We start from the raw sequence: 16,190 nt of genomic DNA, 5'->3' as shown, positions 1-16,190 counted from the left end.
ATGTTATTCGATTATAAATTTCACAAAGATACTGCCGTTACCAATTCCGCAACGAGCACACAAATGAGCTTTTCGCCGGATCTGCAGAGAGATCCCACATTTTTTGTAGGAAAGCTGAATAAAAAGATCCCGTTTCGGGAAGCCATCTCTGCACTGCATGATGTGGTGGTTTCTGATCTTCGTTTTAAACCGAAAGACAGAGCAGAATACAAAGAATGGGTTTCTGAGCAGGAAAAGCTCTGGCTGAGCGATTACATGGCTGAATTTCAGGTGGAGGAGATCCGGAAAAGAATGGCAGAGGTAAGAGGAGAGCTGGATTTGGTATATAAAGAAAAGAACAGAGTTTTAGGTCCTTTCAATACAGCCAAAAGAGATTATTTTGATTATCTGTACCAAAAAGACAAAGATGCTTGGTTTGTTCTGGATCCTGTTATCACGGTTCATCCCGATGAAGTTTTCTTTGAATGTTTCAGTCAGGACGAATCCACTTACGGAAAACTGAGCAGCAGTTATAATGTTTTCACAGAGATTAACGAGTTTAAATGCGGAACCACCAATATCGATTACTCGGCTGCGCTTTATAATGAATTCCAAAAAATAAGAGATTATAAAGATACGGAATTCAAAATTGATCCTTCAGGTTTTGAAGCACTTACCACCAATGAAGAAGTGTACAAAGAAGAGAAGATAGATTTGCCGGATTCCTGGGTCAGAGGATTTTTACAGGTAAGTTCAGCTATGACTTTACCCGCGACGGCTTTTGATCTTCATCCGATGGATATTTTCAGTATCTGTCAGTTTTTAAGAAGATTTAAAGAAAAAAAAGGACCGAGAGCATTGCGTTTTATCCTTGAACCCGGAAAACCTGTTCAGGCGGTTTTCGAACCGTGGTACGAAACTCTAACGTTTCACCGTTCAATTTATACGGGACCAGAAAGTAAAACCATCAGAATTTGGGGAAGAAGAAGATTGCTTATTCTGGAAAGACTAATCCCGATTGCTAAAAATTTCAGAGTGGTCTTATTAGGAAACGGATTGCCTTCGTTTTATATTGCAGATTTGGGAGATATGGCCTTCACTTTGGGACTTTCAGGATGGACGACAAATGACTGGAGCAGAGCAGGAAATTTTGATCTTATGGCACCGAGAGGAAATGTGGATCTGCTTACTCAGGAAAAAGTTTTTAGCACATTAAAAGAAACGTGGTTTGGAACTCCTTCCGAACTTTCAAAAAAATTAAATCTTGATACGGCAACAATTTCTTCTTCACTGACATCTTATACACAGGCAGGAAAAGTGATTTATGATCTTAATCTCGGCTTATACAGGGTTCGCGAGCTCACTCAGGATCCTTTGGATATGAAACAGTTGCGGTTCTCCAGTCCGCAGGAAGAAAAAGCTACCCAACTGATCGCAGAAGATAAAGTGAAAATAAGTTACAGCGCGGAAAATGATATTCTTAAAATTCAGGGAATCATTCAGGAAACCTATGTCACGTATCAAACGGAAGCTTTTATTGATAAAGACCAACGACTGACCGACGGAACCTGCCAATGCGGTTTTTACAGAGCAAACGGTTTGAGACACGGACCCTGCGAACATATTCTGGCTTCAAGGATGATGATTAACAGAAAATAATAGAGCATAATATTTTTAAGAATTTGATAAAGGAGGATTTTTTATTTTTAAATTTCCTCCTTTATTCATTTCCCATCTTTTCCCTATTTTTGTCTAATTCCAAATTTCAATGAAAAGAATAATCCTTATCGAAGATGAAACCAGTGTGGTGTCCTTTATCAAAAAAGGGCTGCAGGAAAGCGGATACGAAGTTTCTGTGGCTTTTGACGGTAAAACCGGAGTACAATTGGTGCAGTCGAATGATTTTGATCTGGTCATACTCGATATTATGCTGCCGGAAATGAACGGTTTGGAAGTCTGCAAAGAAATCCGGAAAACCAATCAGAATGTTCCGATTCTCTTCTTAACCGCTTTGGGAACTTCAGAGAATATTGTTTTGGGCTTGGAAAGCGGAGGAGACGATTATCTGGTAAAACCGTTTAAATTCATAGAACTCGTTGCGAGAATTAAATCTTTATTAAGAAGAAGCAATAGTGGAAATCATAATGAAATTACTGAAGATGAAGAAGATAATGAATATGTGTATCAGTTTTCAGATTTGGTTTTAAATGATTATACCAAGAAAGTGACGCGCGCAGGCGAAGAAATTTCACTTACTTCCACAGAATACAAGCTGCTTTTGTATTTTTTAAACAATCCTGAAAAAGTCATTTCAAGAACAGAAGTTCTAGAAGCGGTTTGGGGCGTGAATTATGAACTGGGAACCAATGTTGTAGATGTTTATGTGAATTATTTGCGTAAGAAGCTTGATCATCAGGAAGATAATAAGCTGATTCATACGGTGATAGGAATGGGGTATGTTCTGAAAAAATCTTAAAGATGTTTAATAAAGTTGTCACAAATCAGACCAAAACAATGGTGCTTCTGATGTTGGTTTTTACTGCCATCATATTGCTGTTCAGTGGATTGGTGTATTTTTCAATTGTCAACTTTTCACATCAGAGATTTTATGAACTGCTGAAAATCCGTACCACCACCATTATTCAGATCGAAAAAGGCAAAGACAATCTGGATCTTCCGGAAAATTATATTCTGAACGGATTAAACGATGAAGAGCTTCCGATGGAGCGGGATTATGTTTTTGCAATTCCGGCAGATTCAAACTTTAAGAAAATTTCAGATGAAGTTCATATTCCGGACTATTTTTTTAAAAGCATTGTAAAAAAAGGCGAGGCGAATTTTAATGACAAAGAATTTTACTACATCGGGCAGACTTTTAAGCATGATGATAAAAATTATATTGCCATCGCATCCGCCAAAAACCATTATGTGGTTTACTATCTCGGTTTTTTAAAAAGAACCCTCATTACCTGTATCGTTCTTTCGCTCTTTTTCAGTATGATCTTTTCTTTTTATTTATCGAAAACGTTATTTAAACCGATCCTTAAAATTACCGGCAAAGTAAAGGAAATCAGTTCCGAAAATCTGCATTTGCGTCTGGAACCGCAACCCGATAATAAAGAATTAAACGAACTCATTGACACTTTCAACGGAATGCTGAACCGTATCGAAACCTCTTTTGAAACCCAGAATCACCTGATCGGAAATGTTTCCCACGAACTGAGAACGCCGTTAACGTCGATTATGGGGGAAGCAGATGTTGCACTTTCGATTTCCAGAACCAACGAAGAGTATAAGGAAACTTTAGGGATCATTCTGAATGAAGCCGAAAAATTAGACAAAAAAATCAAGGCTCTGTTGATGATCGCACAGACCGGATTTGACGGCAAAATCCAGAAAATGGATAAAGTGCGGATCGATCAGTTGCTTTGGGATGTCATTGAAACCCTCCGAAGAATAGATTCAAGAAATAATATCTATCTTGATATCAGTATGTTGCCGGATAATCCTAAAAAACTGAAAGTTCAGGGCAATGAACAGCTGCTGCATCTTGCGGTTGCGAATATTATTCAGAATGGCTGTAAATATTCTAATTTTCAGCAGGTTAAAGTTTCATTGGGAGCAACGGATTCGGATGTCTACATTATTGTAAAAGACAGCGGTATCGGAATTCCCGAACAGGAAATGAATAAAATTTACGATCCTTTTTTCAGGGCTTCCAATACCAAAAATTATGAAGGCTACGGAATCGGACTTCCGTTGGCAAGAAATATCGTGAGAATACATCGTGGAGAATTACTCGTAAGCTCGCACGAAAATCAGGGAACTACTGTTCAGTTGCGGTTCCCGAACTTCTACAGTATGCAGACAGACGGTAAAGAGATCTAATATAATCATCGTTCATTTCACTCTTTTTCATTTAAACTGTTAATTCTTTTTAACAGATTCTAATCGTATTTTAATCTCTTTAATCACATTTTAATTCCGTTCCAAAGACGTTCTAATCTGGTCGTTTTAGTTTTGTAATATCAAAAAAGAATAAATACAAATCTAAATCTCATTAATATGAACAAGACGATTTTAATAGCCACCGATTATTCTCTTGAATCTTTGAACATTCTGAAAAAAGTAATGAGAGAAAAAGACGCTTCGGAAGACCAGAATCAATATAACATTCTTTTGGTTTCGGGGTATGATATGGGAGATTCCATCAGAGATCTTCTCTTCAATACGAAAAGTACCATTTTCAATAAAATCAGACCACAGGAATTTTGTGATGCCTATGAAATTATCAAAAATAAATATCCTCATTTAATCAATAAAATTGTGTGCGATATTTTCACCGGCAGTTTCCAGAGAACATTCAATAATTATGTGAAAGCAGAGAATATTAAAGAAGCATACTATTCTTCTTCTATTAAAAGCAAAGGAAATGGTAAGTTCGATCTTATTCCTTACATCAAAAAATGTAAAGAACTGAAATCTCAGGAAATTTCAGTTGAAGTTCGCAAAAGCCTTCCGGAAAAAGGAAGACTGGCGGAAATCTTTGTGGAAGCTTAATACCGAAGAACTTTAAAAATTTAGAAAAATGCTAAGGAATTATAGTAACAGCAGAACGTTGGGAGACAACATCAGATTAGGAACGCTGACTGCCTTTACGGCAGGTACTATAAACATTGCTTCCCTGTTGATATTTCTCTCTTTTACCTCCAATGTAACGGGGCATTATGCTATTCTTGCGGCAGAAATCAGCAAGGCAAACTGGTCGCAGGTTGCGGTGGTGGGAATGTGGATCTTCCTGTTCTTTTTCGGGGGATTTGTGTCGAATTTTATTGTGATTACATTCAATCAGAAAAGTAAATATTTCGCCCATGCAATGCCATTGGTTCTTGAAATTGCCTGTTTACTGTTTGTGGGAATCTACGGACAGTTTTATTACCGGAAAACGCTGGAAGAAACAGAATATCTGGTCGCTCTAATGCTTTTTGCAACGGGTCTGCAGAATGGTTTAACAGCAAGTATTTCTAATTTCTCGGTAAAAACCACTCACCTTACAGGAACAACCACCGATCTCGGGATTTTATTCTCCATGTTTACGCAGAAAAAATTCAGAAAAAACGGCGAACTGGTAGCAAGAGCGAAACTGTTGATGAGCATCATGGTTTCCTATGTTTTGGGTGCGGTTTTTTCAGGTTTAACCTATTATTATCTTGAGTTCAGGGTGTTTTATGTAATCAGTCTCTGTTTGTTGGTGGTGATTGGTTATGATGCGTACAAAATTCATATCAGACATTTCAATACGAAATACCGGTACAGCAAAATTTATAAAAAGCCGAATCTGATGGCGTATTTTTATGATAAAATCCACGGAATTCCGGTGATTAAAGGGCAGAAGAGAGACAAGAAAAGGAAGCTTGTATTTGATGAATAAAATGGGCAGAAGCTTAGCATAAAAGATCAAAATTCTTGATAACATTCTGAATACTTTTTGTAAAGCTTTGCCGGATTAAACAGACAATGTTAAATAAGAGATATAAATATCAGTATTAATTTTGTGTAAACTAGCTGTGAATCAATCCTCTAATTGTATAACGCAATTGGGGGATTGTGTTTTTAGGAAAACCCCGATAACGAGACAATTTGTCTGAATCCGGATGATGGCTGGAATGTTGATATGTTGATAAATTAATTTTAATTCAGAAGTTTATAGTTTTTATTCTTATTTTGAATGACTATTTTTGTAAGTTGATTTACGTTTTTTATGTCAGATATTATTCAGCTTTTACCCGATCATGTAGCCAACCAAATTGCGGCAGGAGAAGTAGTGCAGAGACCGGCTTCCATTGTGAAAGAACTTTTGGAAAACGCCATCGATGCAGATGCCACAAAAATTGAGTTGATTATCCGGGATGCCGGAAAAAATCTGATTCAGGTTGTAGACGACGGAAAAGGAATGTCTGAAACGGATGCGAGAATGGCTTTCGAAAGACACGCCACATCAAAAATCCGCGGAACAGAAGATATTTTTAAAATCTCTACCAAAGGTTTCCGTGGCGAAGCGCTGGCTTCGATTGCTGCTGTTTCTCAGGTGGAATTAAAAACCAAACAGAAAGACGCTACCATCGGAACAAATATTTACATTGAAGGCGGGGTTTTCCAGTTTCAGGATCCTGTTCAGACCGCGGAAGGTTCTAATTTTCTGGTTAAAAATCTGTTCTACAACGTTCCCGCAAGAAGAAAATTCCTGAAAAACAACAACGTAGAATTCAGACACGTTATCGACGAATTTCAAAGAGTTGCTTTAGCGCATGAAACGCTCGAGTTTTCTCTGTTTCATGATGATGAGCCGATTTTCAGGTTAAGAAAAGGAAGCCAGATGCAGCGTATTGTGGATGTTTTCGGAAGAAAACTGCAGCCGCAGCTTATTCCCATCAAAGAAGATATTATCTGGTGTAAACTTCACGGGTATGTTGCCAAACCGGAAGGAGCCAAAAAAACTAGAGGCGAACAGTTTTTATTTGTCAATGGAAGGTATTTTAAAAGTCCATACTTTAATAAAGCTGTTCAGGAAGCTTTTGAAGGATTGTTGTTGCCGGGTTATGTGCCTACGTTTTTCCTTTTCTTAGATATTGATCCTGAAAAAATAGACGTTAATATCCATCCGCAGAAAACAGAAGTAAAATTTGAAGACGAACATCTGATCTTTGCTCTGTTGCGTTCCACCATTAAACGTTCTTTGGGAATTTATAACGTTTCGCCAAGTCTGGATTTTGAAAAAGATCCTCACTTTGATGAAATTATGCACAAAACGTTCCCGAGTAAAGGAAACAGTGGAGGCGGCACAACGCTGAAAATGCCTGAAATAATCGTAGATAAAGACTACAATCCTTTTATTGAAGAACGTGAAGTTGCGCAGGCGGAAATTCAGAATCTTACAGAAATGTACCATCAGAATATTACCGCAGAACCTTCCAAGATCAATCTGTTTGAGGATGAAGATTTTGATGAAGATCTGATGAGGTTGCCGAACGGATACTGGCTGTTCAACAAAGGGGATGAAACACTAATGCTCGATCTGGGAAGAATGCACAGACTTGTAGTTTCTGAAAACACAAAACCTGTAAAAAAAGGAACAACCAATGGTCATGCTCTGCTCTTTTCTCTCGAATATCATATGAATGAGATTGAAAAAGCGAAATATAATTCCATTAAAAAATATCTTCCTGAGCTTGGTTTTGAAATGAGCATTGCCCACGAAAGTGTGTTAAGAATAGATGCGGTTCCGGAAGGACTGAAAGAAACGCAGGTTATGAAGTTTCTTGAAAATCTTTTTGAAATTCTGGAATATAAGTCTGAGGAAGAATTTATGCAGTATTATCAGAACCAGTGGAGCAAACTGCAGTCGAAATCAAGATTCGATTTTATATACAAAAAAGATGCGGAGCAGCTTATCAAGGATTTTACCGCTTTGGGCTTTCCGGAATTTTTACCCAACGGAAAAAGATGTTTCTACGAAGTTCCGTTTAATGATTTTAAAAACAAATTTTAGAAGCTATGTTTAACAGTATACCTCCCGTAACGAGAAATATAATCATCATCAATGTTGCTGTATTTGTTATAGCCAATTTGCTGTTTCAGGATAGATTTGTAGGATATCTTGCTGCTTTTTATCCTTTCTCGCCATTTTTCAAATCCTGGCAGATTGTTACGCATATGTTTATGCATGGAAGCTTCATGCATATCCTTTTCAATATGTTTACTTTATTCAGTTTCGGACCTATACTGGAAAACAGCTTAGGAGAAAAAAAATATTTAATTCTTTACTTTTTAAGTGGTTTGGGAGCCTTTTTCCTGTTCAATCTGTGGAATTTTGTTGAGGTTCAGCAGATTTCCAACGAATTGCAGCAGTTAGGATTTAATCTGAATGAATATCTTTCAGGTTCCTCTGTACAATATTCAGGTTCTTCTCAGGCTGTACTTCGACAACAGGAATTGGTTGGAGAGCTGAATGGAATTATGGGAACTCCAATGGTAGGAGCTTCCGGAGCGATATTTGGTGTTGTGGCAGCATTTGCAACACTTTATCCGGAGGCAAAAATCGGAATTATGTTTATTCCGATTCCTATGAAAGTTAAATATGTATTGCCGGTCGTTGTTATTGGCTCCATTTATCTGGGAGTTTCCGGAAATGGAGGCGGGATTGCGCATTTGGCTCACGTAGGAGGAGCGATTGTAGGTTTTATTTTGGCAAGAATTTGGAGAAAGCATTTGTACAGATTTAATTAAACCTCTTGAAAATTCTTCGTCTTATTTTTCTCATCCTTCATACCGGAATATTTATTTTATTATCCGGAATGTTGATGAATGCTTATGTTTCACCCAAAATATTTCCTTGGCTGAATTTACTTTCTTTAGGTTTTCCTCTTTTAATTATTGCTTACGTTCTGTTTACTATTTTCTGGATTATCAGCTGGAAGAAAAGAGCGTTTGTCTTTTTTTTTGCGGGTCTTCTTTTTTTCAATCCTGTTTTGCGATGGATTAATTTTTCTCAGCCCAAAAATGAAAAAGCAGATTTAAAAATTGTCACGTTCAACGTTAAAAACGGTGTTTTAGGAAAAGAAAATATTAAAGATTTCGTCAACAGTCAGGATGCAGATGTTGTTCTGTTCCAGGAGATGGTTAATAAAAAATATGATTTTAAAGATCTGAAGCAAAGTGGTAAAACTCTCCTTACAAGCGTTTTTACAAAACATAAAGTCATTGCTGAGAAAAATTTGCTTGGAGATTATGAAAACGGCAATGCAACGCAGACAGATATTGAGATCAATGGAAAAACCTATCGGATCATTAATGTTTATCTTCAGCCTTTCAGGTTTGATAAAAGTATGGTAAAGCTGAATGGTGATAGTGATGAAGATGAGCAGAAGCTGAGAGGTATTGTCAGAAAACTGATTCCGACCTTTAAAGTGCATCAGGAACAGATTGCTCCCATCAAAGAAAGCATTGAATCCTCGCCTTATCCTGTGATTTTGGCAGGCGATTTTAATTCGGTCCCCAATTCTTATGAGTACTACGAATTATCAAAAGATCTTGAAGATGCATTTATGAAAGCCGGAAGCGGAAGTGCCACCAGCTTTCATGATTATAAATTTCCGATCAGGATCGATTATATTTTTGCTTCAAAATCCATTAAACCGTTAAGTTATAAAGTCGACCGTTCGGCGAAACTTTCAGACCATTATCCTGTTATTGCGACATTTAAACTGCAAAACTAAATTATAAAAACAGTTAATGTTTTTCTTATGGTAGGATTTTTGCTGAAAAGCACTATATCCTTAGACTGTTTTCATGAAGCCGCGTCAAGTATTGTTATTTTTCCATATAATTGTTGGTATATTACTCCTGTGTACATTGGTGAACGCATGGGTTCCGCCTAACCTGCTTGGAAATCTCAATCTTCTTTCTCTGGGTTTTCCCTATCTTATTTCATTACATCTTATTTTCACACTGATCTGGATTTTCAGAAAAGAAAAAATTGCCATTGCATTTGTTTTGGGAACATTTTTATTTTATAATCCTATCCGAAGATGGATCAACTTTACCCCGAAAACAGAAAGTCAGAAATCAATAAGAGATATAAAAGTGATTACTTTTAATGTAAAATACGGCGATTTTGGCTGGGACAAAGTGAAAAAATATATTCAGGATCAGAATGCGGATATTATTCTGGTTCAGGAAAAAGATACCAATCGTGCCTTGAGACAGGATCTGGTAAAATATCCTTCGGTTATTTTAAAAACCAAACATAAAATTATAAGACAGGAAGAATTAATAACCGATAAATCGCGAGGAAATTCTTTCTATGCAGATGTAGATATCAATGGCAAAATCGTTCGGATTGTTAATGTTTACCTTGAGCCTTTCAGGCTGCATAAATCGATGCTTCAGTTCGATGGGCTGAAAAAGGAAGGCAGGAAAATCAATACCCTGCTCTCGCATATGATTCCTACTTTTAAAGCACACGAAGACCAGATCAAAAAAATAAGAAAAGCGGTGGATCTTTCACCATATCCTGTAATTCTGGCGGGTGATTTCAACTCTGTTCCCAATTCTTATGAATATTATAATCTGGGAAAAGATCTTCAGGATGCTTTTTTGGCAGCGGGAAACGGAAGTTCTTCAAGCTTTCATGATTATAAGGTTCCGTTGAGAATCGATTATATCTTCAGTTCAAAATCAATCATTCCATTAAGTTATAAAGTGGATAATTCTGTAAGATTATCGGATCATTATCCTGTAATTGCAGAATTTCTGTTAAATTAGTTCCATGAAAAATTTATCTTTTGCAGCTATTATTTTCTCGGCAGTTGTGATGTCCTGTTCAAAAAAAGAACCGGCAGATTTTTATCCTCCAGACAGTCCGAAAGCAAATTATGATACCACCGCAATCGATTCTTTCTCGAATGGCGCGGTTTCTGTAGATGTAGCAAGGCAGATCAGGATATCTTCAAAACAGTATCAGGATTCATTAAAAGAAGCACTGAAAATTCAGGAGCAGGAAAAGAAGCTGAAAGAGGAGCTTGAGAAAGAAAATAAAAAGAAAGCAGATGAAGAAAAGAAAAAAACAGACGAGGAGAAAAAGAAAAGTTCTGAACCTTCTGCGGAAGTAAAATCTGCATAATATAAATCACAAAAAAACGTTTTAAAAAAATTATAAAGTATGAAAAAAAGCATTTTATCTGTACTGATGATTGTAGCAGTAGTTGTATCATGTACAAAGTCTACATCAAAAACCGAAACTGTTGAAAATCCGGACGGATCTACAACTACCACCACTACTGTTTCAGAAAACGGAATCGGAGTAGATTCGGCAAAGATTAATGAAGTGAAAGAAAACACCCAGGCTAAAATTGATGCTGCCGGACAAAAGATTGATAATGCTGCCGAAGATGCAAAAAATAAAATAGATGCAACAGCAGACAAAACGAAACAGGATCTTCAGAAAGCAGGACAGGACATTAAAGAAGGAGCCGATAAAGTAGGAAAAGATGTGAAAAGTGCCGCAGCAAAAGGAGCTTCCAAAGTTGAAGAAGGCGCTAAAAAATTAAAAGAGGATTTAAGCAAATAAACATCTTCTTATAAAAAACGAAACCGCAGTTTTTCTGCGGTTTTTTTATTTATTCAGTTCAAGTAAAGGATCAATATATTCTCGATCGTTGCTCAGTCTGGGAACCTTATTCTGTCCGCCCAGTTTGCCTTTGGATTCCAGCCAGCAATAAAAAAGATTGGGCTTTGCAATATGAACAATCGGTCTTTTCAGCGTCATATTGTTGTAACGTTTGGCTTCGTAGTCAGAATTAATGGATTTTAGATGATTATCAAAAGCATCTATAAAACGCTCTAAATTGTCCGGTTTTTCGCGGAATTCAAAAATCCATTCATGAGCTCCGCCTTCGTTCTCTTTCATGAAAACAGGGGCTCCTGTGAAGTCAGAAACGGATGCATTGGTTTCTTCGCATGCTTTAGAAAGGGCAGATTCTACATTGGTAATCATCAGCTCCTCTCCAAAAGCATTAATATAATGTTTCGTTCTTCCGGTAATTTTTATTCTGAACGGATTGGTTGAGGTAAAAATAACGGTATCGCCGATAAGGTATCTCCACAATCCGCCGTTTGTCGTAATCACCATGGCGTAGTTTTTCCCGATTTCCACATCTTCCAGACTCACGACTTTCGGATTGGAAAAATGGAACTGATCCATCGGAATAAACTCATAAAAAATACCGTAATCGAGCATCAGAAGCATTTCATCACTATTCGATCTGTCCTGAATTCCGAAAAATCCTTCAGAAGCATTATAGATCTCATAGTAATTGATATTTTTTCCTATAATCTGTTTGTACTGTTCTCTGTAAGGCTTAAAGCTGATTCCTCCGTGGAAAAACACTTCAAGATTCGGCCACAGTTCTGAAATGTTTTGCACATCAGTTTCCTTCAGAACCCTTTGTAAAAGAACCATCATCCAGCTTGGAACTCCAAGAATACTTCCTACATCTTCATTTTTAACTTCGGACGTAATGGCTCTGAGTTTGCTTTCCCATTCTCCCATCAGAGAAACCTTTTTACTCGGAGTAGTGGTTACTTCTACCCAGAAAGGAAGATTATCAATCAGAATAGCGGATAAATCGCCAAATTTGGTATTAAAATCCGCGTAGAGTTCAGAACTTCCGCCCAGACGTAAATTTTTATAATTAAAAAGCTGATTTTCCGGATGATTATTGGCATAAATGGAAACCATATCTTTTCCGGCTTTCATGTGGCAGTATTCAAGGCTTTCTGCAGAAATCGGGATGAATTTGCTTTTGGCATTCGTGGTTCCCGAAGATTTTGCAAAATGTTTGATGTAACCGGGCCAGCTTACGTCTTTCTGTCCCTGTCTTGCTTTTTCAATGTAAGGTTCCATTTCTTCGTACGTAACGACCGGAACTTTGTTTTTAAAGTCCTGATAACTCGAAATGGAATTAAACCCGTATTTTCTGCCATACTCCGTATCTTCTGCATGAAATAACTGGGAAAATAAGATACCTTTCTGTGTTTCAATAGGATGATTCATGAAATTCTGAATCTGATCTATCCTCTGCCGGATAAACCAATTGACTACAGTATTGAAAAGTGCTTTCGTTGCCATTCCAACAAATATAACAATAATTGATTTTTCAGAGAATTTTTTTGTGATGATAAAATAAAAAAAACCGCTACAAAATATGTAACGGTTTATATCTGAAATGCTCATTTACTAGCAATACTCGTCGTAAGCAGCCTGAAGGTTTGCAGCAATTGCTCCTGCAGGATTTCCTTCGATGTGGTGTCTTTCCAGCATATGAACAAGTTCTCCGTCTTTAAACAATGCTACGCAAGGTGAGCTTGGAGGGAACGGTGCTAAATGTTTTCTTGCTTCAACTACAGCTTCCGTATCAAAACCTGCGAAAACAGTAGTTAAATGATCAGGTTTTTTGTCTCCTGTTAAAGAATATACTACTCCCGGTCTTGCAGCTCCTGCAGCACATCCGCATACAGAGTTAATCACCAAAAGGGTAGTTCCTGATTGTTTTAATGCTTCTTCTACCTGAGCCGGAGTGGTCAGGTCTTCGAAACCTTTATCTGTAAGTTCAGCCTTCATCGGCATTACTAAATCTTGTGGATACATATTTTTGTTTTTTGTAAAGTACAAATTTAAGCAATTCTTTACGTTTCATCAATATATAAAAACTATCGGTAGTTTTGGAAAACAAAATGAATTGAATGTTAATAGTTTAATAATAATTATAAAATTTTAAATTAAATATGTTAATTGTCAAAAATAATTACTAAATTTGAAATGATTCTGAAAACAGTTGACCATGAAAAAATATTTACACTGATCCCTCTCAATTTATTTTCTTTCAGTTTTTGCTTTTATTTTGAGCAATAATTGATGTCACTCAGAAAAAAATAAATGAAGCCCGAAACTGAAAAGTTTCGGGCTTCTTTAATCAAATCGATATGCAAAGGTTGAATATCCTTATAAAATAGCTGATGGTTTTTGGTTGCCAGTTGATGGATAGAAGACCACTCAACTAAAAATTACCAGCAATCAGCAATTATGAAAGCAGTTTTTTCGCCATCTCGGAAATGCTTTTTCCGTCCGATTTTCCGGCTAAAGATTTTGAAGCAATTCCCATTACCTTTCCTAAATCTTTCATAGATTCAGCGCCTGTTTCAGCAATAATGTTTTTCATTTCTGCTTCCAGTTCTTCTGCTGAAAGCTGTTTTGGCAGAAACTGCTCAATCACTTTCATCTGAGCTTCCTCCACTTCGGCAAGATCATTTCTTCCCTGTGCAGTAAACTGTTCGGCAGAATCCTTACGCTGTTTTACCATTCTCTGAAGAATAGCAATTTCCTGTTCTGCACTAACTTCTGCTCCTCTGGCTTCCGTTTTAAGCAGTAATATCTGAGATTTTACAGCACGAAGAGAATCCAAAGCCACTTTGTCTTTGGCTCTCATTGCTGTTTTTATAGCTTCGTTTATTGTATTTTCTAAACTCATGGTTTTAATTTGATAATTTGAAAAATGAGACAATTTGAAAATGCAATTATTTTAGAATCGAGAATGTATAATTTTCAAATTCTCAAATGACCACATTTTCAAATTAAATTTTAGTCTACATCTTTATTTAAAAATCTGTTTTCTCTGATCTGCATATTTCCGTTGTTATCAGACAAATATGTGTTGATATTCTGGTCTGATGCATTGGTTCCTTCAATTGAAATATTTTTTCTCTTGAATGCAGGCACAGATTCAAACTCGCTGGAGCTGTCGAAACTCTGGTAACGGGAATTGAACTCCTTCAGTTTGTTTCTTCTTTCCATTACTCTTTCCTGATCTACGGTTTTATTCACGAAGGTGAATTCTTCTTCCGCCGGTTTCGGAGCTTCGGTTTCTGTTTTATTTTCAACAACAGGTTCTTCTTTCAGATGCTGAAAGAAATGTTCCACTTTCTGAAACGGCTCTTCTGTAAGCTGATTCACTTCGTTGACTGCTGCAAGTTCTGCTTTTGGCTGTCCGAAATCAGATTTAGGCTCATTTTTTACAGGCTCATTCACGAAGAAGCTGAATTCAACAGGTTTTTCTTCAGAAAAAGTGTTATTGAAAGCAGTATTAGACTGTGGTTCTTCTTTTTTATGATCAAAATCGAACTTAAAAGATTCTATTTCCAGATCATTCGGATCTTCTGCTTCTTCATCTAAAGTAAATAAGCTGAAAGATTCTTCCTGTTCATCATCATTTCTCCAATCCTGAGTGCTGTTAACCGTATCTTCCTCTTTATCAAAGAATTTTATTTCAGTTTTAGTCTCTTCGTTGCCAATAGTCATTTTTTTTTCAGTAGACGTAACACCGAACTGTGGATGATCGTGGTCTTCGTCGTCTAATCTGAAAAGGTTTTTACCTCCGAAATCATAATCCTGCTCTGCGTGAGAATGTCTTTCCTCTCTCGTTTTAAAAGGAGACTCTTTTGGAGTATCGAAACTGTCGTTCAGGCTGATTTTAATTTTCTCTGTAGGTCCTGCAAATTTTTTGTTATCGTTAGAAAAGCCTGTTGCGATTACAAGAACGCTTACAGAATCTCCCAGTTCTTCATCTGCTCCCACCCCGAAAATAATATCCGCGGTGTTTCCTGCTTCTTTCTGGATATGATCCATAATCACACCGATCTCGTCCATGGTCACTTCTTCCACGCCACTTCTGATCAGTAACAGAACGTTTTTCGCACCTGTAATTTTGTTGTCATTCAATAGTGGAGAATCAAGCGCCTTTTTAACCGCTTCTTCGGCTTTATTTTCACCGGAAGCAATTCCTGTAGACATCAATGCCGTTCCTGAATTCTGAAGCACAGATTTAGCATCTCTAAAGTCAATGTTTACATCAAAGTAACCCGTAATAACTTCCGCCATTCCTTTGGCAGCATTTGTTAAAACTTCATCGGCTTTCGAGAATCCCTGCTTGAAGCCAAGGTTTCCGAATTGCTGTCTTAATTTATCGTTGTTGATGACAATTAATGAGTCAACGTTATTTCTTAATTTATCAAGACCGTTTTCAGCCTGTTCCAGTCTTCTTTTCCCTTCAAAACTGAAAGGGACGGTAACGATTCCTACCGTTAAGATTCCCATATCTTTGGCTACTTTAGCAATAACAGGAGCGGCTCCGGTTCCTGTACCGCCACCCATTCCGGCAGTGATGAAAACCATTTTGGTATTCTGTCCCATTGCAGCTTTAATATCTTCGATGCTTTCGATCGCTGATTTTTCTCCCACTTCAGGATCGGCTCCTGCGCCAAGACCTTCCGTAATGGTAGTTCCCAGCTGTACCTTGTTGGCAACCGGGTTATTATCTAAAGTCTGGGCATCTGTATTGCAAATCACGAAATCCACTCCGTGAATACCTTTTTCGTACATGTGTTTCAGCGCATTGTTTCCACCGCCTCCAACACCGATTACTTTTATGATTGATGAATTTCCTTTTGGCAAATCAAATGAAAATCCTTGTGTACCTATGTTTTCCATAATTAGTTTCTTTTAATAATTATAATTGATAAGCGATAAATGAATAATGATTTTGTTTTAAATTAAAAAATAAATCATCAATTATCACTGATCTTTTATCATTTATATT

Annotated in this window: 15 protein-coding genes; 11 read left to right on the top strand and 4 right to left on the bottom strand. The window is 37.1% G+C overall.

Annotation, left to right across the window (positions count from 1 at the left end; translation table 11 throughout):
* The 11 genes from WFH39_RS09015 (at position 1) to WFH39_RS08965 (ending at position 11,107) form a co-directional block, all read left to right on the top strand.
* Positions 1-1,638 (top strand): SWIM zinc finger family protein, encoded by a 1,638-nt coding sequence (locus tag WFH39_RS09015; protein ID WP_336689639.1) that lies wholly within the window; start codon positions 1-3, stop codon positions 1,636-1,638.
* A 109-nt stretch (positions 1,639-1,747) separates the two neighbouring features.
* Positions 1,748-2,455, top strand: coding sequence for a response regulator transcription factor (locus tag WFH39_RS09010; protein ID WP_336689638.1), 708 nt, complete (start codon positions 1,748-1,750; stop codon positions 2,453-2,455).
* 2 nt (positions 2,456-2,457) lie between these two features.
* Positions 2,458-3,867 (top strand): sensor histidine kinase, encoded by a 1,410-nt coding sequence (locus tag WFH39_RS09005; protein ID WP_336689637.1) that lies wholly within the window; start codon positions 2,458-2,460, stop codon positions 3,865-3,867.
* Positions 3,868-4,044: 177 nt separating this feature from the next.
* The gene (locus WFH39_RS09000) at positions 4,045-4,539 is read left to right on the top strand and encodes a hypothetical protein (RefSeq protein ID WP_336689636.1); all 495 of its coding nucleotides are present in this window, start codon (positions 4,045-4,047) and stop codon (positions 4,537-4,539) included.
* A 28-nt stretch (positions 4,540-4,567) separates the two neighbouring features.
* Entirely contained in the window at positions 4,568-5,410 is an 843-nt protein-coding gene (locus tag WFH39_RS08995) for a YoaK family protein (protein ID WP_336689635.1), read from the top strand.
* A gap of 330 nt (positions 5,411-5,740) precedes the next feature.
* Positions 5,741-7,528: a DNA mismatch repair endonuclease MutL gene (gene mutL, locus WFH39_RS08990; RefSeq protein WP_087707024.1), complete on the top strand. Its 1,788-nt coding sequence runs from the start codon at positions 5,741-5,743 to the stop codon at positions 7,526-7,528.
* 5 nt (positions 7,529-7,533) lie between these two features.
* Complete coding sequence (locus tag WFH39_RS08985) at positions 7,534-8,265, top strand: rhomboid family intramembrane serine protease (protein WP_235132257.1); 732 nt, start codon at positions 7,534-7,536, stop codon at positions 8,263-8,265.
* 5 nt (positions 8,266-8,270) lie between these two features.
* On the top strand, positions 8,271-9,254 hold the full coding sequence (locus tag WFH39_RS08980; protein ID WP_336689634.1) for an endonuclease/exonuclease/phosphatase family protein: 984 nt from the start codon (positions 8,271-8,273) through the stop codon (positions 9,252-9,254).
* 73 nt (positions 9,255-9,327) lie between these two features.
* Positions 9,328-10,302, top strand: coding sequence for an endonuclease/exonuclease/phosphatase family protein (locus WFH39_RS08975; RefSeq protein WP_336689633.1), 975 nt, complete (start codon positions 9,328-9,330; stop codon positions 10,300-10,302).
* A gap of 4 nt (positions 10,303-10,306) precedes the next feature.
* Positions 10,307-10,660 carry a hypothetical protein gene (locus WFH39_RS08970; RefSeq protein WP_336689632.1) on the top strand — a complete coding sequence of 118 codons (354 nt, stop codon included), beginning with the start codon at positions 10,307-10,309 and terminating at the stop codon, positions 10,658-10,660.
* A gap of 39 nt (positions 10,661-10,699) precedes the next feature.
* Positions 10,700-11,107, top strand: coding sequence for a hypothetical protein (locus WFH39_RS08965; protein ID WP_336689631.1), 408 nt, complete (start codon positions 10,700-10,702; stop codon positions 11,105-11,107).
* A gap of 45 nt (positions 11,108-11,152) precedes the next feature.
* Here the strand turns inward: WFH39_RS08965 and WFH39_RS08960 are convergent, their stop codons facing one another.
* The 4 genes from WFH39_RS08960 to ftsZ all read right to left on the bottom strand — a co-directional run bounded on the left by WFH39_RS08960 (position 11,153) and on the right by ftsZ (position 16,081).
* The gene (locus tag WFH39_RS08960; RefSeq protein ID WP_214587871.1) at positions 11,153-12,667 is read right to left on the bottom strand and encodes a GH3 auxin-responsive promoter family protein; all 1,515 of its coding nucleotides are present in this window, start codon (positions 12,665-12,667) and stop codon (positions 11,153-11,155) included.
* Positions 12,668-12,775: 108 nt separating this feature from the next.
* Entirely contained in the window at positions 12,776-13,186 is a 411-nt protein-coding gene (locus WFH39_RS08955; RefSeq protein WP_076391160.1) for a BrxA/BrxB family bacilliredoxin, read from the bottom strand.
* 433 nt (positions 13,187-13,619) lie between these two features.
* Positions 13,620-14,066, bottom strand: a complete 447-nt coding sequence (locus WFH39_RS08950) for a GatB/YqeY domain-containing protein (RefSeq protein ID WP_076391162.1) — start codon at positions 14,064-14,066, stop codon at positions 13,620-13,622.
* A gap of 110 nt (positions 14,067-14,176) precedes the next feature.
* Positions 14,177-16,081, bottom strand: coding sequence for a cell division protein FtsZ (ftsZ, locus tag WFH39_RS08945; protein ID WP_336689630.1), 1,905 nt, complete (start codon positions 16,079-16,081; stop codon positions 14,177-14,179).
* Positions 16,082-16,190: the final 109 nt, after the last annotated feature.

The sequence above is a fragment of the Chryseobacterium sp. MMO-72 genome (assembly GCF_037146035.1).
GTDB lineage: Bacteria > Bacteroidota > Bacteroidia > Flavobacteriales > Weeksellaceae > Chryseobacterium > Chryseobacterium indicum.
This window is presented reverse-complemented; position numbering and strand designations above follow the sequence as displayed.